Here is a 20,278-nt window from a genome sequence, read left to right on the forward strand (position 1 = left end):
CGCTGCGCGACCGATGCAGGGACTGCTAATGACCGACTTCCAGATCGAAGGCTTCGACCTTCACGCATTCGTCCGCGAAACGCTCGCCGAAGACCTTGGCGAAGGGCTGCCCGGTGGCGGGGTGGACGTGACGGCCACCAGCGTCATCCCGGCGGACGCACGCTTCCAGGGCGTGATGGACAGCCGCGATGCGATCACTGTCGCGGGCCTGCCCATCGCCGTTGCCTTCTTCCGACACCTCGATCCCGACATGGCGATCGACCTGCTGGTGGAGGAAGGCGCGCAAGTCCAACCCGGCACGGATCTGATGCGCCTGTCCGGTAACGCGCGCGCCATGCTGACAGCGGAGCGAAGCGCGTTGAACACGGTGCAGCACCTCTCCGGCATCGCCACGCTGGTGCGCCAGTATGTCGATGCGATGAGAGATGGGGGAGGCAACGCCGATTGCACGCTGCTCGATACCCGCAAGACCATTCCCGGCCTCAGGCACATCGAGAAATACGCCGTGCGCATGGGCGGCGGCAGCAACCACCGCATGGGCCTGTGGGATGCAGCGATGATCAAGGACAACCACATCCTCGTTGCCGGAAACGTGGGCGAAGCGGTGCGCCGCGCGCGCGATGCAGGCGTCACGAACATCATCTGCGAAGTCGACCGGCTCGACCAAATCGAACCGGCACTCAGCGCAGGGGCGGACCATATCCTGCTCGACAACATGAGCCCCGAAATCCTGCGGGAAGCGGTGGCCATGATTGCCGGTCGCGCGAAGACCGAGGCGAGCGGCGGCATCGATCTCGACACGATCAGGGCGAAGGCCGCGACGGGCGTGGACTACGTCTCCGTAGGCCGCCTGACGCAAAGCGCGCCCGCTGCCGATATCGGACTGGACTTTACTGTAGAATGACATTGGCCAAAGGCCCGCGTCCCTGGCCCATTCGTCTATTCGCCGCTCTTTTTCTCGCGTCTGCGTTTGCAAGACTAGTTCGCGACCTTGGCGAAATCGATCTTGTCATGATCGACTTGGCGAACTGGCTGCCACCGCATCTGGTGACGCCAGACAGTGCCATCATCTGGTCGTTTGCCCAGCTGACGATCGCCTGTATTCCCGTTGCCTTGATCTGGTACTGGGCTAGCCGACTGGCGCGAATCCTCGTCGGGGTCATGGTTGGCCTGTCGCTTGCCACAATTCCCGATCTGTTGTTCGGCTGGCGGGTCTACGGCGTGCTCGATCCACTGGCTCCCGTCCTTATCGCCGCTTCGCTGCTTGGGGCCAGCCTTCTGTTCATACCGCCTGCTCAGCGCTGGTTCAGTCTGCGCGGAAGGCGTGAAGCCGATGCTTTCGAATAGCTTTCGCGCCATCGCCGGACTGGCGCTTACCCTTATGGCGACCACCGCCCACGCCCAAGCCTACCAGTGCCGCGTGCCGAGCGGCCCCGTCTCCCTCCCCCCGGTCGAACGCGACGGCCCGGTGCGCGAATCGCGCGTCACCGGCTACACGCTGGCACTCAGCTGGAGCCCTGAATTCTGCCGCTTCCGCGACGAGCAGCCGCGCCACGCGCGCCAGTGCGGCGGGCGGGCCGGGCGTTTCGCCTTCGTGGTCCACGGCCTGTGGCCCGAAAGCGGACCCGGCCGCTGGCCGCAATGGTGCCCCGCGCCGCGCCAACCGAGTGCGGCTGAGGTGCGCGCCAGCATGTGCATGACGCCGGACCTGTCGCTGCTCGCCCGTCAGTGGGAGAAGCACGGCGCCTGCATGACGCGCGACCCGGACACCTACCTGCGCGTCACCCGCATCCTGTGGAACTCCCTGCGCTGGCCCGACTTCGACCGCCTCTCCCGCCGCGACGGCCTGACGGCGGGGGCGATCCGCGCGACCTTTGCCGAGGCTAATCCCTACTGGGATGCCGAGGACGTAGGACTCGTCGTCAACGAACGCGGCTGGCTGCGCGAAATGCGCCTGTGCTACGATGCGGACTTCATGCCGACCGCGTGCGACCGGCAGCGGTTCGGGCCGGGGGACGGCGAGCGGGTGCGGATCTGGCGGGGGCTTTAGGTTCTCGCGTCACCCCGGATCAAGTCCGGGGTGACGTTCCAACGAATCTAACGCCGCTCCCCAAAAAACGTCCGCAGCAATTCTGCCGCCTCGCCCTCGCCCAGCCCGCTGTAGACCTCCGGCCTGTGCAGGCACTGCACCTGCTGGAACACCCTACTCCCGTGTTCCACCGCGCCGCCCTTGGGGTCGCTCGCGCCGTAGTAGAGCCGCCCGATCCGCGCGTGGCTGATCGCGCCCGCGCACATCGGGCACGGCTCCAGCGTCACGTAGAGGTCGCAGGCGCTCAGCCGTTCGTCGCCCAGCTTCTCCGCCGCCGCGCGAATCGCCACCATCTCGGCGTGGGCCGTGGGATCGTGATGGGTGCGGGTGAGGTTGTGGCCCTCGCCCACCACCACGCCCTCCTTGACCACGACCGCGCCGACGGGCACTTCGCCCGCCGCAGCCGCCTCGTGCGCCAGTTGCAGGGCGCGCCGCATCGGTTCGGGAGTGGACCATTTCGCCATGCGGCAGGGCTACCGCGAAGCTTGACGAATCTCCACCCCCCCTGTATGCGCGCGCCTTTCCCAGCCTAAAAGCTGTTTCGAACAACCGTTGTAAACGAGAGAATTCGCCATGTCGCGCATCTGCGAACTTACCGGCAAGGGCCGCCAGGTCGGCCACAATGTCAGCCACGCCAACAACAAGACCAAGAAGGTCTTCCTGCCGAACCTGCAGAACGTCACGCTGATCAGCGAGAAGCTGGATCGCAGCTTCAAGTTCCGCGTGTCGACCCACGGCCTGCGCTCGGTGGAGCACAACGGCGGTCTCGACAACTGGCTGCTGAAGACCCGCGACGACAAGCTTTCCGGCAACGCGCTGAAAGTGAAGCGCGAGCTGAAGAAGGCAATGGCTTCCAGCGAAGCCGCCTGATCGGCGCTTTCCAGCACTGAAAATCGCGAAAAGCGCGCCCAAAAGCGCGCGGGGTTACGGTTCCTCGCGCGCTTTTTCGTGCGCGTCACGCAGGCTGATCCTTGCCAGCAAGGTCCGCTGGAAGGCAGAAAAGTTGTCGTCCGATATGAGCCAGATTGCCGATGGTCCGCCGCGCCGCGCCTGAACGGCCATTCCTTCGTAATTCTCGCTCGGCAAGATGGCGTCCAGGTTCGCCAGCACTTCGGGCGACCATCGCGCTCCCGGCTCGATGGCGCCCCCCTCCCCGATAGCCAGCACCGTGCGAAACTTCGGCGGGAGCGTCATATCCACTGCCCGCAGCAGGACCAGCACACGTCCGTCGGGCAACAGGGCTGCATCGGTTACGCCGTGATCGCGCACCGGCCAGTCGAGTTCGAACGTCTGCCACCGCGCCCCTTCCACGGGATCGCCGGAAAAGATCAGCCCCTCGTCCGCCCATTCGGGAAACAGCACGAAACGGCCATCGGGCATGCGCAACATGCCTTCGGCGCCGGCGTTCGCGGCCCAGTTCACCTCCTTTTCAAGGTCACGCACCCCGTCAGGGATACCGGCCGCAGTGAAGCGCTGCAGGCCGTGATGGTTTTCGAAGCCAAGCCAGTATTCGCCGCGGGGCGCGGAGACGGCCGATTCGATATCGAAGAAGCGTAGGCCATATCCCGGCTCTACTTCGATCTCGTGCAGGCGAAACTGCGGTCGGGGCCTTGAAGGATCGTCGAAGGCAAGCGTCCAACCCCGGTCGGAGAAGGCGCGGAGCCCATCATCGCTGGACAGCAACGCCGAAAAGCCGCCGAAACCGATGCCTCGCGCCTCGATCTCCCACAAGGCCTCGACCACGACGCCGCTTTGCTCCGCCGATTGCGGAATCGTCAGGGGCTCGGCCAGCAAGGGGCCCGCGTTTTCGATTGGCGTCGAGGTTCGGACCAGCGTGCCTGGCGCTGTTCCCAGGACAAGTAGCAGGGCTGCTGCGACGCGGCTTCTCTTCACGCCCGGCCAGCCGCGATCAGGGCATGGGGCCGGTGAACAGGATGGGGTCGAGGCGGGTGAGATGCCATTTCAGGCTCCAGTGCAGGTGCGGCCCCGTCGCTCGGCCGGAGGAACCGATACGGCCCAGCATCTGCCCCTGCTCCACCCGGTCGCCTTCCTCCACGGCGATGTCCGACAGGTGCAGGAACGCACTGTTGAGGCCCGCTCCGTGGTCGATGATGAGGAGATTGCCCTCGAGGCTGAAGCCCTCCACCGCGAGCGTCACCACGCCGCTGGCTGGCGCCACGAAGGGGTTGCCGCTGCCGCCCGTCGCGATATCGATACCCGAATGGTAGCTGCCCGGTTCGCCGCGATAGATGCGCTGCGATCCGAAACGGCCCGAGATGCGACCGGTCAGCGGCCAGATGAAATCCTCTTTCCACCCGTCGACAGGCGAATCGGCGGTGCGCGCATCCCAGATGGCGTCGAGTTCTGGCTGGCGGCGGCGCATGAAGCTCTCGCTCGAGCCGCCTGCACGGCGCGCCACGTTGACGCGCTCGATTTCCCAGTCGCGCGGGGAGACGGCCAGTTCCTCGGTCACGATGGAGCCATCGGCCATGGTGGCGACCAGCATTTCCGACGTTCCGGCATCCCGGTCGAACGCGGCGAAGAACCTGCCTTGGGCGTCCAGCTTCACCGGCGTCTCGCCCAGCGTGGCGGATACCGCGCCGCTGGGGGCCTTCCCGCGGATCCAGCCGCCCTGCGTCAGTTCCCCGGCGTAGGAGAAATCGTCCTGCACGGCGGGATCAGCCGCAGGGGCAGCAGGGGCGCTGGCACTGACAATATTCTCGGCCTGCGTAGGCTCGTCACCGGCATGGGCGGGCTGCGATGCGCAACCGGCGAGGGCCAGCGCGCAGGCAATGGTGGAAGGAAACCGCGGGGCCTTGATCACAGGTCCTCAAGCGCGCGGCGCGTGGAAAATTCCGCGCTGGCATAGGCTTCCTGCCGCTCCACGCTCCAGTAGCGCAGTTCCTCCAGCGGGACGGGCACGCCGCTCATCGCGCAGACCACGAAGTGGCCGGGTTTCACGACGCGAAAGCCGTTGGGGCCGTACATCAGGGTGGCGGCTTTATCGGATGATGACATCAACATGGTTGCCTATGTAGTGCGTGGAGCCTGTCGGCGCAATTTACAGCAGTTTCGGTTGACCGCTCTCGGGCGCTTCCTTCGGGCGCTTGGGCGTCTTCTTCGGCGCGGAGCCGGGCACCACCTGCAGCGAGCCGTCGGCGAATTCCAGCGTCAGCAGCGGCTGCGCGGCGGCCACCGCCTGCGATTTCACCACCGGATGCCCCTCCGCGCTCACCAGCGCATAGCCGCGCTTGAGCGGAGCCTTGGGGTCGAGCTGGAGCCGCAAGCGTTCCAGCGCCGCGAGGCGTTCGCGGCGCTCAGCTATCGGACGGGTGACAAGGGCAGGGGAGAGCCGCGCGGAAGCGAGCCGCTGGCGCGAATCGCGCAAGGCACCGCGCAGGATCGCGGGCGAGAGGCGCAGGTCGGCGAGCTTCTCGCGGCCCTTCGCCGCCCGGTCCACCAGCCCGCGGCGCAGGCGTTCGCCAAACTCGTCCAGCCGCTGCGCATGGGGTTGCAGCAATTGCTCCAGCCTGGGCAGCCGGTCCGCCCGCGCGGCCAAGCGTTCGCGGCCAAGCTGCACCGGGCGCAGCGCGCACTTGCGCTGGCGCAGGGCGAGGTCGTCTATCGTCGCTTCCAGTTCGCGCAGCACCGGCACGGCGATCTCGGCAGCGGCGGTGGGCGTGGGCGCGCGGCGGTCTGCGGCATAGTCGCACAGGGTCGTGTCGGTTTCGTGCCCCACCGCGCTGATCACGGGGATCGGCGATTCGGCCACGGCGCGAACGACGATCTCCTCGTTGAAACTCCACAGGTCCTCGATGGAGCCGCCCCCGCGCGCCACGATCAACAGGTCCGGCCTCGGAACAGACCCATCCGGTTCAAGCGCGCCAAATCCGCGAACCGCATTGGCGACCTGCTTTGCCGCACCGTCGCCCTGCACCAGCACGGGCCACACGATAACGCGGGTGGGGAAGCGATCCTCCAGCCGGTGCAGGATATCGCGGATCACCGCGCCCGTGGGCGACGTCACGACGCCGATTATGCGCGGGGCGAAGGGCAGGGCGCGCTTGCGGGCAGGGTCGAACAATCCCTCGGCCTCCAGCCGCGCCTTGGTCTTTTCCAGCAGCGCCAGCAGCGCGCCTTCGCCCGCGATCTCCATCCGCTCGATCACGATCTGGTACTTGCTGCGCCCCGGATAGGTGGTCAGCTTGCCGGTCGCGACCACCTCGATCCCGTCCTCGGGCTGGAACGCCAGGCGCGGCACGGCGCTGCGCCACATCACGCCGTCGAGCACCGCCTTCTCGTCCTTCAGCGCGAGGTAGAGATGGCCCGAGGCCGCCCGCTTCACGCCCGATAGCTCACCGCGCAGCCGCACGTAGCCGAAACGATCCTCCACCGTGCGCTTCAGCGCCTGCGAAATCTCGGTGATCGTCAGCGGTGCGGAATTGTCCCCCGCCTCGCTGGTCGCTAGGAGCCTGTCGTCACCTGTATCGTCGTAGGGAGTGTTGGCGGCCATGAATATCCTTGTGCTGGGCGGAGGCGGCCGTGAACATGCCCTGTGCTGGAAGCTGGCGCAATCCGCAGCGATCGCAAAAGAGGGCGGCAAGCTATTCGCCGCGCCCGGAAATCCCGGCATTGCCGAATGCGCAGAGTTGGTGACGCTGGACGAGAAGGACCACGGCGCGGTCGCGGCCTTCTGCTCGGAAAACAAGATCGGTCTCGTCGTGATCGGACCGGAGGCACCGCTGGTCGATGGCCTTGCCGATTCCCTGCGCGCCGCCGACATCGCCGTGTTCGGCCCGTCGAAAGCCGCCGCGCAGCTGGAAGGCAGCAAGAACTTCACCAAGGCGCTGTGCGACCGGGCGAACATTCCCACCGCGGGCTATGTCCACTGCACCTCGCTGGAGCAGGCGAAGCAGGCGCTTTCCACCTTCTCCCCGCCCTTCGTGCTGAAGGCCGATGGCCTCGCGGCGGGCAAGGGCGTGGTGATCGCCGAGAGCGAGGAACACGCACACGAAGCGCTGGAGGACATGTTCGGCGGCGCTTTCGGGTCCGCAGGCGCGGAAGTGGTGATCGAGGAATTCATGGAAGGCGAGGAAGCCAGCTTCTTCGCCCTGACCGACGGCGAGACCGTGATCCCCTTCGGCACCGCGCAGGATCACAAGCGCGTGGGCGAGGGCGACACCGGCCCCAACACCGGCGGCATGGGCGCCTACAGCCCGGCGCGCGTTCTGACGGAGGAACTGGTGGCCGAGACGCTGGAGCGGATCGTTTTCCCCACCGTGCGGCAGATGCGCAAGGACGGCACACCCTATGTCGGCGTGCTCTATGCGGGCCTGATGCTGACGGGCGAGGGCGTGAAGCTGGTGGAATACAACTGCCGCTTCGGCGATCCGGAATGCCAGGTGCTGATGATGCGGCTGGAAAGCGACCTTGCCGAATACACGCTTGCCTGCGCGAGCGGCACGCTCGCCGCGCTGCCGGAACCCACCTTTGCCGAGGATACCGCGATGACCGTGGTGATGGCGGCGAAGGGCTATCCCGGCACGCCGGAGAAGGGCGGGGCAATCGTGCTGGACGATGCCGAGGGGGAGGGCGCCAAGGTCTTCCACGCGGGCACGAAAATGGATGGCGAGACGCTGGTGGCAAACGGCGGGCGCGTGCTGAACGTCACCGCCACCGGCGCAGATACCCGCGCCGCACAGGCCGCTGCCTATGCCGCGGTGGAAAAGGTGGACTTCCCCAGCGGGTTTTACCGCAGCGATATCGGCTGGCGCGAGATCGCGCGCGAGGGGTAAGGGGGTAGGGCGCCTTCAACGGTGTTGGGTTAATTGCCAAGAAGCGACCCAGATTCCTGTCTTGCCAAATCCTAGGAATTAAACTCGCGATTAGTGAGAATCATGAGGCATTCGAAAGGACCGGTTGCAGGATTTAGTCTCGGATCGATTTGCACTCCAACCCAATCGCTCGGAATGTCTCCCGCGTAGATATCTTGCCGTGCTGGTGGACCATCCGTGAGCCGCACGCCTTTGGCTTCGCACGATTCCGCAATGGCGATCATCGGTTCCATTTCATTGCGTGGGCCAACACCGATAATTTGCTTCTCGTCGACCTCGATCCAATTCCCTTCGTAAAAACTGGACGAGAGATCGCAGCCCGCTGGTTCAGCGCTTCTCGGCACCGATGAAAGTGCTGTGGCGACAGGCGAAAGTTCTTTCCAGACCGCGTCATTGGATGACTTCCACGGCAGAAAGCCCGGCGTCATTCGCAGGACAGTCATACTGCCGGAGGTTCCCTCGCAATCTACTGTCCAGCCGTTGTCAGAAGCGACCTCGCGCATCAAATCTATCTGCGACTGCATTCCAAGCGCCATGATTGCGCCATCATCCCCGGTCGCACCGTTTTCCCAAGTTCCTGTCCTCGACACCCACTGGCTTGCGCCCACTAAGACCAATGCAACGATAGCCAGTGCCCAAAACGGCCTGCTCATTGAGTCAAAGTTTCTCATAGCAAATGCTAACACACACTCGTTCTGTCGCAAGGCGTAGTCGCACTAGTAAACGTTGGTAACCCAAAGCGTTTTTGCCGCCGCCCTCAACACCATCGGCTCGGACTAGAAAGGCCGCACCTTTCCTACAACGGACTGGCCTGACACAGCCGGGTCCGCTCTTTCTCGCCGTCCGCTCCCCTCCAGACCGCGTCCTTCCGAACGCGCGAAAAAGGCACGCCTATGGAAGCAGGCGAAACCCCGCGCCTAGCATGTGTTTCATCAACTAAAGTCGCCGCCGCCCGCTCAGCCGAGCTTTTCGGCCATCAGTTTCGCAAGGTCCGTTTCCGGTCGTGCGCCGTAGTGGCTGATGATCTCGGCCGCTGCGATGGCGCCGCGCTTCAGGCAGCGGTTCGGTTCCTCGCCGCGCACGTGGCCGAACAGGAAGCCCGCAGCGAACAGGTCGCCCGCGCCGGTGGTGTCCACCACCTTGTCGATCGGCTCTGCTGCCACCTTGTAGAACTCGCCGCCGGTCGCGCAGACCGCGCCCTTCTCGCTGCGGGTCACGACTAGCGTGGGCACCTTGTCCTTCAGCGCGTCGATCCCCGCGTCGAAATCCTTCTCGCCCGTCAGTGCGCCCAGTTCCACCTCGTTGGCAAAGAGGATGTCGATCAGGCCATCGTCGATCAGTGCGCGGAAATCATCGCCGTAGCGTTCGATCACGAAAGCGTCGGACAGGGTGAAGGCCACCTTGCGGCCCGCCTGCTTTGCCGTCGCGATGGCAGAGCGCATGGCCTTGCGCGGCTCTTCCGGATCCCACAGGTAGCCCTCGAGATAGAGAATCTCCGCACCGCCGATGGCTTCCTCGTTCAGCGCGCCCGCTGGCAGGAACTGCGTTGCGCCGAGGAAGGTGTTCATCGTGCGCTGCCCGTCGGGCGTCACGAAGATGAGGCAGCGCGCGGTCGGCGGTTCGCCCTCGCGGGCGGGCACGTCGAAGTCGATGCCCACGGCGCGAATGTCGTGCGCGAAGACGTTGCCCAGCTGGTCGTCCGCCACCTGCCCCACGAAAGCGCACTGCGCGCCCATGCCGGAAAGGCCCGCCAGCGTATTGGCCGCCGAACCGCCCGAGATTTCCTTCGCCGGGCCCATCGCGTCGTAGAGTTCCTTCGCCTGGTCGGCATCAACCAGCGTCATGCCGCCCTTGGTCATGCCCAGCTCCTCCACCAGTTCGTCCGAAGCGGGGGCCATCACGTCGACAATGGCGTTACCGATGGCAATTACGTCGTAACGGGGGGCAGTCATGCATTCTCCTGAACAATCTACGGCGCGTTTTCCGGTGCGGGCGCGCCACGCGGCGTTGACTTGGCCGATAGGGCGCGCAATCGCAAGGATTGATGGGTTCACTTGCAACTTCCCTGGCACTGGGCCTTCGCCAGATCGCGGACGGCGCGGTGCTGCGCATCCTGCTGAAGAGCCTGGGCGTGACGATCGTCGTGTTCCTTGTCGTTGCCACATGCGGTTGGTTCGCGCTCGACTGGCTGCTGGCCTGGGGCGGGCTGGAGGACGGCCTGTTTGCAGGGGCGGGCGCGGTGCGCGGTGCCGTTTCCGCGCTGCTGGCGGTGATCGGCCTGTGGCTCACCTGGCGCATCGTCGCCATGGCAGTGATCCAGTTCTACGCCGACGAGGTGGTGCAGGCGGTGGAAGCCCGGCACTATCCGCAGCAGGCCGAGATGGCGCGCGACCTGCCTTTCGCAGAGCAGTTGCGCAACGCCCTCTCCGCCGCCGGGCGCGCCCTGCTGGCGAACCTCGTTGCGCTGCCGTTCGCGCTGGTCCTGCTATTCACCGGCGCCGGCACTTTCGCCCTGTTCCTGCTGGTGAACGCCGTGCTGCTGGGGCGCGAGTTGCAGGACATGGTCTGGCTGCGCCATTGCCACGCCGCTGGCGACTGCGCGCCGGTCAGCCGCATGCAGCGTTTCCTGCTGGGCGGCGTAATCGCGGCCATGCTGGCCGTGCCGTTTGCCAATTTCCTCGCGCCGGTGCTGGGGGCGGCATCGGCAACCCACCTCGTCCATCGCAATTCCCGCAATCGGTCCAATCCGTAGAAAGTCGCCTCCTATGCGCCTGAGTGCCGCTCTCCTGCTGGCCGCCACCCTTTCCGCCTGTGTTTCCGCGCCTCGGCAACAGGCACCTGCTCCGCCGCCGATCACGGTCGACCCGAGGCAGGTTCCGCCGACCGATCCCGTGTCTGTACCGCCGCCCACTTCGGGCTTCCGGATGCCGGAAATCATGGAAGGGCCGGGGCTGGCGGGACTTATCCGCGAGCCTGCCTCCACGCTCGTCTCGCGCTTCGGCCAGCCACGACTGGACACGCCGGAGGGCGACATGCGCAAGCTGCAGTTCCGGGGCGAAGCCTGCGTGCTCGACTTCTACCTCTATCCCTTGTCGCTCGGCGCGGAGCCGGTGGCGACCTGGGTGGAAGCGCGACGCTCCAGCGACGGGGCAGCGGTCGACCGCCTCGCCTGCATCCAGGCGCTTTCACGGCGGCGCTGAGGGGCCACTTCGGGCCTCGGTAACGCGAATTTAAGCCTGTTGCGGCATGACCTTCACCGCACAGGAGGATTTGCCCCGATGAGTTTTGAATTCGCCGAGATCGCCCGGAACGCCGCTGCCGATCGCACGATCAGTTCGGAAGAAGTGATGGCCCTGCGCCGCGAAGGCTGGGGCGATGGCCGGATGAGCCGCGAGGAAGCCGAAATGGTCTTCGCCACGCAGCACGCCATCGACGATCCCTCGCGCGAATGGTCCGACTTCTTCGTGGAGGCGATCCGCAACTATGTGCTGAACGGCACCGATCCGCGCGGTTTCGCCAGCGCCGAGGAAGCCGAATGGCTGATCGCACAGGTGGAAGCCGACGGTGCCGTCTGCTCCATGACCGAGCTTGAACTGCTGACCTCCATCATCGAGCGCGCGCAGAACGTGCCCGAAACGCTGAAGAGCTATGTGCTCGGCGTCATGGAACGCGAAGTGCTGGAAGGCACCGGCCCGACCCGCTGCGGCGGCGAACTGTCCGACACCCACGTCAGCCAGGCTGAGTGCCGCATCATGCGCCGCGTGATCTTCGGCCAAGCCAGCGATCGTCCCGCAGCGGTCAGCCGCCGAGAAGCCGAAGTCATGTTCCGCATCAAGGACGCTGTGGCCGGCAACGACAACGCTCCGGAATTCAAGCGGTTGTTCGTGCAGTGCGTCGGCAACTACCTGATGGGTTTTGCCCATACCAGCGGCCAGATCAGCCGCGAGCGGATGCTGGAGCTGGAAGCCTTCGTGGCCGACAACAAGGCGAATATGGGCCGCTTCATGGGCCGCATGGCAAAGCAGGCGCCCAACGCCTTTGGCGTGGTTTTCGGCAAGAAGGAAGCCACCCCCGACCGTGCAGAGCAGGTGGCCGCTGAAGCCGAGGTTACGGGTTACGAACAGGACTGGCTCGACGCCCAGATCGCCCGGAGCGGCGAAGTGGACGAATACGACCAGGCTTTGCTGGAATTCATCGCCGAGGAAACCGGCGAGGCCTGAGCCTTACGGACTTCTTGGCCGGCGAAAAGCCTCAAACCATGAAGCTTTCGCCGCAGCCGCAGGCACCCTTGGCGTTGGGGTTCTCGAACACGAAACCGGCGGTGAAGTCGTCCTCCACCCAGTCCATCGTGCTGCCTACCAGGTAGAGCACGCTGGCACCGTCGATGTAGAAAATGCCGCCGGGCGTCTCGATCTTCTCGTCGAACGCCTGTTCCTCGGTCACGTAGTCGACCGAATAGGCGAGGCCCGAGCATCCGCGGCGCGGAGTTGAAAGCTTCACACCGATCGCATCTTCGGGCGCTTTCGCCATCAGATCGGCCACGCGCTGCTCGGCAGCGGGCGTCAGCACGACGGCGGCTTTCGGGGCGGGGCGGGTCTTGGTTTCGGTCATCACAGCATCCCCAGTTCAAGACGGGCTTCGTCGCTCATCTTGGAGGGGTCCCACGGCGGATCCCACTTCACCACGACCTCGGCATCGCGCACGCCGGGAAGGCCCATCACGCGCATCTCGATTTCGTTGGGCATGGTCTCGGCGACAGGACAGTGCGGCGTGGTGAGCGTCATGGTGACTTTCACGTCAGCATCTTCCGCGACCTCGACATTATAGATCAAGCCAAGGTCATAGATGTTCACCGGGATTTCGGGATCGTAGATGTCCTTCAGCGCATCGATCACCGACTGGTGCAGTTCGCCGCCCGGCTCGCCCGCGGGCACGCCCTCGGGTTTCTTTTGCAAGAAGCCTTCCAGATAGTCGCGCTTGCGCTCCAGCTTTTCGCCAGCAGTTTCCTCTTCGGGCAAGGGCGCGTCGGACACACGGGCACGCGGCGGCTTCTCGACCACGTTCTCGGTGGGCGAGGGCGCTGCCACGAAATCCTTGTCGTCGTTCTGGGTCATGTCTTCGTGATTTGACATCAGCCGAAAATCCTCTTGGTGCGTTCGATGCCGCGGATCAGCGCGGCGACGTCTTCCTCGTCGGAGTAGATCCCGAAGCTGGCACGCGCGGTGGCGGGAATGCCCAGCTTCTCCATCAGCGGCTGCGCGCAGTGATGGCCTGCGCGAATGGCCACGTTCTCTTCATCCAATATGGTGCCCAGATCGTGCGGGTGAACCCCGTCCATCATGAAACTGACGATCCCGGCGCTGTCGTCCGGCCCGTAAAGCGTCACGTCGTTCATGCCGCGAAGGGCCTCACGAGTCTGGCGCACGAGTTCCGCTTCGTGGGCATGGATCGCTTCGAGGCCGAGCTCCGCCACGTATTCGCAGGCGGCCGCAAAGCCGATTGCCTCGACGATGGCAGGCGTGCCCGCCTCGAACCGCTGGGGCGCGGGGGCATAGGTGGTCTTTTCGAAAGTCACCTTGTCGATCATCGCCCCGCCGCCCTGCCAGGGGGCCATGGTGGCAAGCAGATCCGCCCGGCCCCACAACGCACCGATCCCGGTCGGGCCGTAGAGCTTGTGCGAGGAAAAGGCGTAGAAGTCGCAATCGAGTGCGGTCACGTCTACCGGCACGCGGGGCACCGCCTGGCAGCCGTCGAGCAGCAGCTTCGCGCCCACGGCATGCGCAAGGTCGGCGGCGCGTTTTCCGTCCACTACGCTGCCCAGCACGTTGGAAACGTGGGCGAAAGCAACCATCGTATGCTCGCGCGTCAGCATGGCCTCGGCAGCATCGAGGTCGATCCGTCCGTCGTCCGTGATCGGGCACACGTCCACCTGCCACCCGGCTAACTGCCACGGCACGATGTTGGAGTGGTGCTCCAGCTCGCTCAGCAGCACGCGACCCTTTTCAGGGTAACTGTAAGCGAGCAGGTTGATCGCCTCGGTCGCGCCGCGGGTGAAGACGATCTCGTCCTCCTTCCCACCAATGAATTCCGCAACCCGGCGACGCGCTGCCTCGTAACCCAGCGTCATCTCGGCGGAGCGCGAATAGACGCCGCGATGGACCGTTGCGTAGTCGGCACCCAGCGCGCGCGACACCGCGTCGATCACCACCTGCGGCTTCTGCGCCGTCGCGGCGGAGTCGAGGTAGTGCCACGGCTGGCCATCGGCAGTGACCATGCCGGGGAAATCGGTCTTGCGGGACTTCGTGGCAGCGTCAATCAGGCTCATGCGATGCGGTCTCCTGCATCGTCCAGAACATCGAGCGCCGCTTCCAGCAAACGCTCGGCCTCGCCTTCATCTTCCAGCGCGGCAAGCGCATCGGCGATGAAAGCGCGCACCAGCAGCTTCTTGGCGAGGTCTGGCGAAATACCGCGGCTGGCCATGTAATAGCGCGCCATCTCGTCCATCTGGCCGATGGCGGCGCCGTGAGCGCATTTCACATCGTCGGCAAAGATTTCCAGTTCCGGCTTGGCATTGGCGATGGCACCCTTTTCCAGCACCAAGGCCTTGAAATCCTGTGCCGCGTCGGTCCGCTGGCCACCCCGGCCCACGTTGATCGCGCCGAGGAAATTGCCCGTCGCCTCGCCCCAATGGACGGCGCGCACGACCTGGTTGGACGTGGCTTCGGGCAGGTCGTGCGTCGTGCGGGTCACGAATTCACGCACGGCATCGCCGCCGCCAATGGTGACGCCGCCGAATTCGAAATGCGCACCTTCGGCAAGCTCGGTTTCCACTTCGACGCGGGCGTAGTCATTGCCCACGATGACGACGAACAACTCTGCCCGCGCGCCTTCACCCGCCTTGATGCGGATGCGGTGCAGTTCGGGCGCGTCGCCGCCCACGATCATGCAGTGGCGCTTTGTCTCGCCAGCGGCGAGAGTGATCTCTTTCCACTGATCGAGCGCCGCCGCGCCCAGTTTCTCGACTGCGGCGATATCGGAATAGCGCCAGGCTTCGTCTCTGGTTGTCGGCAGATCCGTCATGCCGCCATCACCTCGTCATAGCCCTCGTCCTCCAGCTTCTTCGCGAGGTCCGCTCCGCCCGTCTTCACGATGCGGCCGGCGGAAAGGATGTGCACGAAATCGGGCTGCACGTAGTCGAGCAGGCGCTGGTAGTGGGTGATCAGCAGCACGGCCTTGTCCGGCTTGCGCATGATGGCGTTGATGCCTTCGCCCACCACTTTCAACGCGTCGATGTCGAGGCCGGAATCGGTCTCGTCGAGGACGGCGAAGGCAGGATCGAGGATGCCCATCTGCACCATCTCGTTGCGCTTCTTCTCACCGCCGGAGAAGCCGACGTTCACGTTTCGCTTGAGCATTTCCATGTCGAGCTTCAGCAGCCCGGCCTTTTCCTTGGCGAGCTTCAGGAATTCGCCGCCGGTCAGCGGTTCTTGCCCACGCGCCTTGCGCTGCGAATTCAGAGCTTCGCGCAGGAATTGCACGTTGGAGACGCCGGGAATCTCGACCGGGTATTGGAAGCCCAGGAACATGCCTGCCGCCGCGCGTTCGTGCGGCTCCATGTCCATCAGGTCCTCGCCGTCGAACGTAACGGAGCCTTGCGTGACTTCGTAGCCCGGACGACCGCCAAGCACGTAGGCGAGCGTGGACTTACCAGCGCCGTTCGGCCCCATGATGGCGTGGACTTCGCCCGCGTCCACTTCGAGCGAGAGGCCCTTCAAGATTTCCTTGCCGTCAATCTCGGCGTGGAGGTTTTCAATTTTCAGCATCGTCATTTTCCTGTCTGTCGAACGAGATCGCGACCTTGGCCGCGCCGTCGATAAATCCCTTGTCTGCCCGGTGCGGCCCGTTCGCCGCTTGCCAGAAATAGTCCAGCGCCGGGTCGGCCGTGCCGGCCAGCATGATGTCTGCGGGCATTTCGCCCTCGAAAGTCCACACGTCGGCTTTCGACCAGTGGACCAGCTTTCCGGTCATGCCCTGGCCCTGCGCCAGCGCTACGAGTTTCTCGATGGCCGCACTCATGGCTCACCTGTCGCCCCGGTCCCTGCGCGGCGGACCGTTGCCCGCGCGGTCGTAGCGCGGCTTGGTCTGCCGGGGGTTTTCGGCTTCGTGGCGGCGGCGCGCTTCGCCCTTGTCGGCGATGCGCTGGCGCATTCCGGCGGTGATGCGCTTCAGCACGTCGTCCATGTTCTCGAGAATGTCGGTGGCCTTGAGGTGCATCACCTTCACGCCGACCGCGTCCAGCGACTTGTCGCGGCGGCGATTCAATGCCGGGTCGTCGCCTTCCTCGTCGATCACGATGGCCATGCCGAGGTTGTGGCAATTGAAATCGACAATCGCACTGCCGACCACGGCGAACCGCTTGAAAGTATACTTGCCAAGGTCCGCCTTGGCGAATCGCTCGGCCAGCGCCTTGTGCGCTTCGGAGGCATGGCGCTTCATGTCGCGCGCCTGGTCGTGCAGCGCGTCGAGCCGCTTCTCGGAAATTTCCCAACCGCGCCCACGCTTCTTAAGCGCAGGGGCTTCGGTGGTTTCCGAAGGGTCGCGGAGCTGGAGTTTCTTGCGGTCAGTCATTGAGTAGTTCCGACAATCGCTGCAAGTCAGCCTTTCTTGTCCAACTTGTGTTCCAAATCTCGGCCATAAGTTCCTGGGCAGCCTCGCTTGAATCTTGATGAAATAGTTCTCGAGCCTTCGCTGATCCGGCGAAGAGCTTTTCGAGCACTGCCGCAGGAACACGCTTTGAGTGTTCTCGAAGCCCACTCTCGAAGGAGTCAAAGTGCCAGTCGATATCGTACAGCCAACTGAATTCCTTCGCGATTACCGGCCTCGTAACGGGGCGTGGAAGAAGCAGCATCATCAGACCCCAGAATTCTTTGACATCTTTCAGTCGCCTGAGCGCCGCGCCCCTACTCGCACGTTGCTTTTCTGCCTCATATTCTTGCGTAAAGAACCGCTCTTGCCGCTCGGTCATCTCCCGCGAAACCTTGAGATTCCTAATGAACTGGTCAAATTCTTGATCGACTGCGCGGCTCACCCCACGCTCCCCTCAAGCGAGATCGCCAGCAGCTTCTGCGCTTCGACGGCGAATTCCATCGGCAGTTCCTTCAGCACTTCCTTGGCGAAACCGTTGACGATCAGGGCCACGGCCTCTTCCTCGTCCAGGCCGCGCTGCATGGCGTAGAACAGTTGGTCGTCGCTGATCTTGCTGGTGGTGGCCTCGTGCTCGATCTGGGCACTGGGATTCTTCACCTCGATGTAGGGCACGGTGTGCGCGCCGCACTGGTCGCCCAGCAGCAGGCTGTCGCACTCGGTGCGGTTGCGCACGCCGTCGGCATTGGCCGCCACGCGAACGAGCCCGCGATAGGTGTTGTTCGATTTGCCCGCGCTGATGCCCTTGGAAATGATCGTGGAGCGCGAGCCCTTGCCGTTGTGAACCATTTTGGTTCCCGTGTCGGCCTGCTGGTGGTTATTTGTAACCGCCACCGAGTAGAACTCACCCACGGAATTCTCGCCATTCAGCACGCAAGACGGATACTTCCACGTCACCGCAGAGCCGGTTTCCACCTGCGTCCACGAAATCTTGGAGCGATCGCCCTGGCACAGGCCGCGCTTGGTAACGAAGTTGTAGATCCCGCCGACGCCTTCGGAATTGCCGGGATACCAGTTCTGCACGGTGGAATACTTGATCTCGGCATCTTCCATCGCGACAAGCTCCACCACGGCGGCGTGCAGCTGGTTCTCGTCGCGCATGGGCGCGGTGCAGCCTTCAAGGTAGCTGACATAGCTGCCCTTTTCGGCAACGATCAGCGTGCGTTCGAACTGGCCGGTATTCTCGGCATTGATGCGGAAATAGGTGGAAAGCTCCATCGGGCAGCGCACGCCCTCGGGAACGTAGACGAAGGTGCCATCAGAAAAGACCGCAGCGTTGAGACACGCGAAATAGTTGTCGCGCTGCGGCACGACCTTGCCGAGCCACTTCTTCACGAGGTCCGGGTGCTTCTTCAGCGCCTCGGAAATCGAGAGGAAGATGACGCCCGCGGATTCCAGTTCCTTGCGGAAGGTGGTGGCGACGCTGACCGAGTCGAACACGGCATCGACGGCCACCTTGCGCGCGCCCTTCACCCCGGCGAGCACTTCCTGCTCCGCAATCGGGATGCCCAGCTTGTCGTAGACGGACTTGATCTCGGGATCGAGCTCGTCGAGCGATTCGAGCTGCTCCTTCTTCTTCGGAGCGGCGTAGTAATAGGCATCCTGGTAATCGATTTCGGGGTAGCCGAGCTTGGCCCAGTTCGGCTCCTCCATCTCCTGCCAGATGCGGAAAGCCTTCAGCCGCCAGTCGAGCATCCATTCCGGCTCACCCTTCTTGGCCGAGATGAAGCGGACGGTATCCTCGGTGAGACCCTTCTCCGCAAACTCGGTCTCGATGTCGGAGGACCAGCCGTGTTCGTACTCGGCAGCCTTCTCGGCGGCTTCGCGCGCTTCCCGGTCCATTTCTGGGCGGTCTTTGATGTCGACTTGTTCGTTCATGCCATTTCTTCCGTTCTTGCCAGCTGCACCAGCGAGATATCCGCCAGCGCGCCGCGCAAAGCATTGTTCACGATCGGCCAGTGCGGCTGGACCGCGCAGGTGCCTTCGAGCGCGCAATCGTGCCGCCCTTCGTCGACGCAGGAGGTGAGCGCGATCGGCCCCTCCACCGCCTCGACGATATCGGCCAGGCTGATCGCCGCCGCCGGCCTGGCCAGCTGCAATCCGCCGCCCGCGCCCCTTGCCGACCGCAACAGGCCCGCTGCCGTCAACTTGCTGACCACTTTCTGCACCGTGGGCGCGGGCAGGCCGGTTTCCTCGGCCAGTTCCGCCGCAGACGTGCGCCCGCCGCCACAATGGCGCGCGGCCTGGCTCATCGTGACGACGGCGTAATCTGCAAGATTCGACAATCTCATTTTGGGCGCAATAGCTTAATCAGACCAATTTGTTCCAATTGGCCACCTATGCGTAAATCAGCCGGAATCAACCCATTTCCGCCTGTTGCGAGTCGTTAGCAATTATGCCCGGAGAGCTCAGCCCAATTCGCGCAGGTTCTTCGCGTCGATCAATTCGCGCAGGTACGGCGCATCGCTGTCTGCAAGGCGCGCCGGGGTGCGGCCCACGAACTCGCGGATTTCGTGGATCATGTGCGGCTGGTCGTAGAAGGTATCCTCGATCATCGCCGCTTCCTCAGGTGCCAACTGGGGTTTCGAGAACGCAGCGGCAGCGCGCAGCGCGCGGTATTTCCGGCGCAGGGCGACGGGCGATACGCCGTAATACTGCTGCACCAGCCGCTGTGTCTGTCGGCGGGAGAAACTGCTGGCCGCGTAGAGATCCTCGATATCGGGAAGCAGACTCTGCGAAAGCCAGCGCCCGACCTCGGCAATCAGTTCGAGGTGCGGCGAGCGTGGCAGCTTCGCGTGGGCGAGGATCAGGGCCGCGATATCCTCGACCATCTCCTCTGCGGTGAGCTCCCCGTCGCGATACCCCCGGCACAGCTCCTTGCCGCGCTCGGCAATCTGCGGGGGAAGCCAGTCAGCGGCATTATATAGCCGATTCGCATGCTCTTGCGCATGAAGGCCCGTCAGCGCGGCCCAACCAAGTGGTGTGAGCGCCGCACCGATGGCATGGAACGGCCCTTCCACTTCGATGTGCAAGGCGCACGCGAGCGGCGTCAGCAAGTTAACCTCGTGCGACCAGTCATATTCGCCGTCCGGAAGACTCATGCGCCCCTTTCCGCGCGGGAACAGCGAGAGGTGGCCAATGGCCGCGGGCTGGATATCGCGGATGAGCGAATCGTCGCAGCGGAAGTGATAGAAAGTGGTCACGAATTGCGCCACGTCGCCTTCGGGCGCGAGATAGTCGATCTCGAAACGGCTGGGCGGGGTCAGCTCCCCGATGCCAGGATTTTCCCTCTTCATTGCCGCTTCCCCATCAACAGCCCACTCATCCTGACCGTTATCCAGCCATCGCACCAGCCTTTCGATACGGACGGAAGGTCAGGATAGCGCATATATCGCCCGAGCGAAAAACAGCCGGACGACGAAGCTGGTTCCGGCAACACTGGCAATCGCCACAAGAACAGAGTCTCAATTTCTTGTCGAATTGCCGAAATACAAAAAAAGGGCGGCCCGAACCAGAAGGTTGGCCGCCCTGTTTGAGTAGAGGTCTCGTTGCGACAAACGCATCGAGCCCTTCGGGTCGCGGATGCTGCCTAGCCATTTCTTGCGTTCGGCGCTTGTAAGAAGACGACATTTGCATGGCCCGCGTGTCGTCC

26 protein-coding genes are annotated in these 20,278 nt (G+C 64.3%); 8 read left to right on the forward strand and 18 right to left on the reverse strand.

Annotated elements, in window-relative coordinates; genetic code table 11:
• The first annotated feature begins 28 nt into the window (after positions 1 to 28).
• From nadC to ABFX23_RS00215, 3 genes are all read left to right on the forward strand, one after another.
• A complete protein-coding gene (gene nadC / locus ABFX23_RS00205) occupies positions 29 to 904 on the forward strand; it encodes a carboxylating nicotinate-nucleotide diphosphorylase (RefSeq protein ID WP_346031131.1) in 876 nt (291 codons plus the stop codon).
• Positions 905 to 1,011: 107 nt separating this feature from the next.
• Positions 1,012 to 1,347: a hypothetical protein gene (locus ABFX23_RS00210; RefSeq protein WP_346031132.1), complete on the forward strand. Its 336-nt coding sequence runs from the start codon at positions 1,012 to 1,014 to the stop codon at positions 1,345 to 1,347.
• Positions 1,334 to 2,050, forward strand: coding sequence for a ribonuclease T2 family protein (locus ABFX23_RS00215; RefSeq protein WP_346031133.1), 717 nt, complete (start codon positions 1,334 to 1,336; stop codon positions 2,048 to 2,050). The genes ABFX23_RS00210 and ABFX23_RS00215 overlap by 14 nt, the downstream gene beginning before the upstream one ends.
• Before the next feature lie 47 nt (positions 2,051 to 2,097).
• Here ABFX23_RS00215 and ABFX23_RS00220 read toward each other — a convergent pair whose 3' ends face one another.
• Positions 2,098 to 2,553, reverse strand: coding sequence for a nucleoside deaminase (locus ABFX23_RS00220; protein ID WP_346031134.1), 456 nt, complete (start codon positions 2,551 to 2,553; stop codon positions 2,098 to 2,100).
• A 109-nt stretch (positions 2,554 to 2,662) separates the two neighbouring features.
• Here ABFX23_RS00220 and rpmB point away from each other — a divergent pair, with 109 nt between their 5' ends.
• The gene (gene rpmB, locus ABFX23_RS00225; RefSeq protein WP_120076190.1) at positions 2,663 to 2,959 is read left to right on the forward strand and encodes a 50S ribosomal protein L28; all 297 of its coding nucleotides are present in this window, start codon (positions 2,663 to 2,665) and stop codon (positions 2,957 to 2,959) included.
• 54 nt (positions 2,960 to 3,013) lie between these two features.
• On the opposite strand, the gene ABFX23_RS00230 is transcribed toward rpmB, so the two are convergent.
• From ABFX23_RS00230 to xseA, 4 genes are all read right to left on the reverse strand, one after another.
• A complete protein-coding gene (locus ABFX23_RS00230) occupies positions 3,014 to 3,883 on the reverse strand; it encodes an esterase-like activity of phytase family protein (protein WP_346031135.1) in 870 nt (289 codons plus the stop codon).
• Positions 3,884 to 3,998: 115 nt separating this feature from the next.
• Positions 3,999 to 4,913: a M23 family metallopeptidase gene (locus ABFX23_RS00235; protein WP_346031136.1), complete on the reverse strand. Its 915-nt coding sequence runs from the start codon at positions 4,911 to 4,913 to the stop codon at positions 3,999 to 4,001.
• Positions 4,910 to 5,113, reverse strand: a complete 204-nt coding sequence (locus ABFX23_RS00240; protein WP_346031137.1) for a DUF2093 domain-containing protein — start codon at positions 5,111 to 5,113, stop codon at positions 4,910 to 4,912. The genes ABFX23_RS00235 and ABFX23_RS00240 overlap by 4 nt, the downstream gene beginning before the upstream one ends.
• Before the next feature lie 37 nt (positions 5,114 to 5,150).
• Entirely contained in the window at positions 5,151 to 6,602 is a 1,452-nt protein-coding gene (gene xseA, locus ABFX23_RS00245) for an exodeoxyribonuclease VII large subunit (RefSeq protein WP_346031138.1), read from the reverse strand.
• Here xseA and purD point away from each other — a divergent pair.
• Positions 6,601 to 7,884 (forward strand): phosphoribosylamine--glycine ligase, encoded by a 1,284-nt coding sequence (gene purD / locus ABFX23_RS00250; protein ID WP_346031139.1) that lies wholly within the window; start codon positions 6,601 to 6,603, stop codon positions 7,882 to 7,884. The genes xseA and purD overlap by 2 nt on opposite strands.
• Positions 7,885 to 7,955: 71 nt before the next feature.
• Here purD and ABFX23_RS00255 read toward each other — a convergent pair whose 3' ends face one another.
• Complete coding sequence (locus ABFX23_RS00255; protein WP_346031140.1) at positions 7,956 to 8,594, reverse strand: hypothetical protein; 639 nt, start codon at positions 8,592 to 8,594, stop codon at positions 7,956 to 7,958.
• 285 nt (positions 8,595 to 8,879) lie between these two features.
• A complete protein-coding gene (locus ABFX23_RS00260; protein WP_346031141.1) occupies positions 8,880 to 9,875 on the reverse strand; it encodes an adenosine kinase in 996 nt (331 codons plus the stop codon).
• A gap of 92 nt (positions 9,876 to 9,967) precedes the next feature.
• Here ABFX23_RS00260 and ABFX23_RS00265 point away from each other — a divergent pair, with 92 nt between their 5' ends.
• From ABFX23_RS00265 to ABFX23_RS00275, 3 genes are all read left to right on the forward strand, one after another.
• Positions 9,968 to 10,675 (forward strand): EI24 domain-containing protein, encoded by a 708-nt coding sequence (locus ABFX23_RS00265; protein ID WP_346031142.1) that lies wholly within the window; start codon positions 9,968 to 9,970, stop codon positions 10,673 to 10,675.
• A 13-nt stretch (positions 10,676 to 10,688) separates the two neighbouring features.
• Positions 10,689 to 11,123 carry a hypothetical protein gene (locus tag ABFX23_RS00270; RefSeq protein WP_346031143.1) on the forward strand — a complete coding sequence of 145 codons (435 nt, stop codon included), beginning with the start codon at positions 10,689 to 10,691 and terminating at the stop codon, positions 11,121 to 11,123.
• 78 nt (positions 11,124 to 11,201) lie between these two features.
• A complete protein-coding gene (locus ABFX23_RS00275) occupies positions 11,202 to 12,143 on the forward strand; it encodes a hypothetical protein (RefSeq protein ID WP_346031144.1) in 942 nt (313 codons plus the stop codon).
• A 31-nt stretch (positions 12,144 to 12,174) separates the two neighbouring features.
• On the opposite strand, the gene ABFX23_RS00280 is transcribed toward ABFX23_RS00275, so the two are convergent.
• The 11 genes from ABFX23_RS00280 to ABFX23_RS00330 all read right to left on the reverse strand — a co-directional run bounded on the left by ABFX23_RS00280 (position 12,175) and on the right by ABFX23_RS00330 (position 19,922).
• The gene (locus ABFX23_RS00280; RefSeq protein ID WP_346031145.1) at positions 12,175 to 12,534 is read right to left on the reverse strand and encodes a HesB/IscA family protein; all 360 of its coding nucleotides are present in this window, start codon (positions 12,532 to 12,534) and stop codon (positions 12,175 to 12,177) included.
• The gene (locus ABFX23_RS00285; RefSeq protein WP_346031470.1) at positions 12,534 to 13,037 is read right to left on the reverse strand and encodes an SUF system Fe-S cluster assembly protein; all 504 of its coding nucleotides are present in this window, start codon (positions 13,035 to 13,037) and stop codon (positions 12,534 to 12,536) included. The genes ABFX23_RS00280 and ABFX23_RS00285 overlap by 1 nt, the downstream gene beginning before the upstream one ends.
• A 17-nt stretch (positions 13,038 to 13,054) precedes the next feature.
• Positions 13,055 to 14,248 (reverse strand): aminotransferase class V-fold PLP-dependent enzyme, encoded by a 1,194-nt coding sequence (locus ABFX23_RS00290; protein ID WP_346031146.1) that lies wholly within the window; start codon positions 14,246 to 14,248, stop codon positions 13,055 to 13,057.
• Positions 14,245 to 15,003, reverse strand: a complete 759-nt coding sequence (locus ABFX23_RS00295) for a SufD family Fe-S cluster assembly protein (protein WP_346031147.1) — start codon at positions 15,001 to 15,003, stop codon at positions 14,245 to 14,247. The genes ABFX23_RS00290 and ABFX23_RS00295 overlap by 4 nt, the downstream gene beginning before the upstream one ends.
• The gene (sufC, locus tag ABFX23_RS00300; RefSeq protein ID WP_346031148.1) at positions 15,000 to 15,746 is read right to left on the reverse strand and encodes a Fe-S cluster assembly ATPase SufC; all 747 of its coding nucleotides are present in this window, start codon (positions 15,744 to 15,746) and stop codon (positions 15,000 to 15,002) included. Before sufC ends, ABFX23_RS00295 begins: the two co-directional genes overlap by 4 nt.
• Positions 15,733 to 15,999, reverse strand: coding sequence for a hypothetical protein (locus ABFX23_RS00305; protein WP_346031149.1), 267 nt, complete (start codon positions 15,997 to 15,999; stop codon positions 15,733 to 15,735). The genes sufC and ABFX23_RS00305 overlap by 14 nt, the downstream gene beginning before the upstream one ends.
• A gap of 3 nt (positions 16,000 to 16,002) precedes the next feature.
• Entirely contained in the window at positions 16,003 to 16,551 is a 549-nt protein-coding gene (locus ABFX23_RS00310) for a DUF559 domain-containing protein (RefSeq protein ID WP_346031150.1), read from the reverse strand.
• A complete protein-coding gene (locus tag ABFX23_RS00315) occupies positions 16,544 to 17,011 on the reverse strand; it encodes a hypothetical protein (RefSeq protein WP_346031151.1) in 468 nt (155 codons plus the stop codon). Before ABFX23_RS00315 ends, ABFX23_RS00310 begins: the two co-directional genes overlap by 8 nt.
• On the reverse strand, positions 17,008 to 18,504 hold the full coding sequence (sufB, locus tag ABFX23_RS00320) for a Fe-S cluster assembly protein SufB (RefSeq protein ID WP_346031152.1): 1,497 nt from the start codon (positions 18,502 to 18,504) through the stop codon (positions 17,008 to 17,010). Before sufB ends, ABFX23_RS00315 begins: the two co-directional genes overlap by 4 nt.
• Entirely contained in the window at positions 18,501 to 18,917 is a 417-nt protein-coding gene (locus tag ABFX23_RS00325; protein ID WP_346031153.1) for an SUF system Fe-S cluster assembly regulator, read from the reverse strand. The genes sufB and ABFX23_RS00325 overlap by 4 nt, the downstream gene beginning before the upstream one ends.
• A 117-nt stretch (positions 18,918 to 19,034) precedes the next feature.
• On the reverse strand, positions 19,035 to 19,922 hold the full coding sequence (locus ABFX23_RS00330; protein WP_346031154.1) for a helix-turn-helix transcriptional regulator: 888 nt from the start codon (positions 19,920 to 19,922) through the stop codon (positions 19,035 to 19,037).
• Positions 19,923 to 20,278 lie beyond the last annotated feature (356 nt).

Origin of the sequence: Erythrobacter westpacificensis, from assembly GCF_039542285.1 — a bacterium.
GTDB lineage: Bacteria > Pseudomonadota > Alphaproteobacteria > Sphingomonadales > Sphingomonadaceae > Alteraurantiacibacter > Alteraurantiacibacter westpacificensis.

Coding starts and splice junctions, on each gene's coding strand:
- ABFX23_RS00255 (WP_346031140.1), bottom strand. CDS start 8,594: ATGAGAAACTTTGACTCAATGAGCAGGCCGTTTTGGGCACTGGCTATC.
- ABFX23_RS00265 (WP_346031142.1), top strand. CDS start 9,968: ATGGGTTCACTTGCAACTTCCCTGGCACTGGGCCTTCGCCAGATCGCG.
- sufC (WP_346031148.1), bottom strand. CDS start 15,746: ATGCTGAAAATTGAAAACCTCCACGCCGAGATTGACGGCAAGGAAATC.
- ABFX23_RS00280 (WP_346031145.1), bottom strand. CDS start 12,534: ATGACCGAAACCAAGACCCGCCCCGCCCCGAAAGCCGCCGTCGTGCTG.
- ABFX23_RS00310 (WP_346031150.1), bottom strand. CDS start 16,551: ATGACTGACCGCAAGAAACTCCAGCTCCGCGACCCTTCGGAAACCACC.
- xseA (WP_346031138.1), bottom strand. CDS start 6,602: ATGGCCGCCAACACTCCCTACGACGATACAGGTGACGACAGGCTCCTA.
- ABFX23_RS00285 (WP_346031470.1), bottom strand. CDS start 13,037: ATGACCCAGAACGACGACAAGGATTTCGTGGCAGCGCCCTCGCCCACC.
- ABFX23_RS00260 (WP_346031141.1), bottom strand. CDS start 9,875: ATGACTGCCCCCCGTTACGACGTAATTGCCATCGGTAACGCCATTGTC.
- ABFX23_RS00290 (WP_346031146.1), bottom strand. CDS start 14,248: ATGAGCCTGATTGACGCTGCCACGAAGTCCCGCAAGACCGATTTCCCC.
- ABFX23_RS00220 (WP_346031134.1), bottom strand. CDS start 2,553: ATGGCGAAATGGTCCACTCCCGAACCGATGCGGCGCGCCCTGCAACTG.
- rpmB (WP_120076190.1), top strand. CDS start 2,663: ATGTCGCGCATCTGCGAACTTACCGGCAAGGGCCGCCAGGTCGGCCAC.
- sufB (WP_346031152.1), bottom strand. CDS start 18,504: ATGAACGAACAAGTCGACATCAAAGACCGCCCAGAAATGGACCGGGAA.
- nadC (WP_346031131.1), top strand. CDS start 29: ATGACCGACTTCCAGATCGAAGGCTTCGACCTTCACGCATTCGTCCGC.
- ABFX23_RS00270 (WP_346031143.1), top strand. CDS start 10,689: ATGCGCCTGAGTGCCGCTCTCCTGCTGGCCGCCACCCTTTCCGCCTGT.
- ABFX23_RS00275 (WP_346031144.1), top strand. CDS start 11,202: ATGAGTTTTGAATTCGCCGAGATCGCCCGGAACGCCGCTGCCGATCGC.
- ABFX23_RS00210 (WP_346031132.1), top strand. CDS start 1,012: ATGATCGACTTGGCGAACTGGCTGCCACCGCATCTGGTGACGCCAGAC.
- ABFX23_RS00325 (WP_346031153.1), bottom strand. CDS start 18,917: ATGAGATTGTCGAATCTTGCAGATTACGCCGTCGTCACGATGAGCCAG.
- ABFX23_RS00305 (WP_346031149.1), bottom strand. CDS start 15,999: ATGAGTGCGGCCATCGAGAAACTCGTAGCGCTGGCGCAGGGCCAGGGC.
- ABFX23_RS00215 (WP_346031133.1), top strand. CDS start 1,334: ATGCTTTCGAATAGCTTTCGCGCCATCGCCGGACTGGCGCTTACCCTT.
- ABFX23_RS00295 (WP_346031147.1), bottom strand. CDS start 15,003: ATGACGGATCTGCCGACAACCAGAGACGAAGCCTGGCGCTATTCCGAT.
- purD (WP_346031139.1), top strand. CDS start 6,601: ATGAATATCCTTGTGCTGGGCGGAGGCGGCCGTGAACATGCCCTGTGC.
- ABFX23_RS00240 (WP_346031137.1), bottom strand. CDS start 5,113: ATGTTGATGTCATCATCCGATAAAGCCGCCACCCTGATGTACGGCCCC.
- ABFX23_RS00330 (WP_346031154.1), bottom strand. CDS start 19,922: ATGAAGAGGGAAAATCCTGGCATCGGGGAGCTGACCCCGCCCAGCCGT.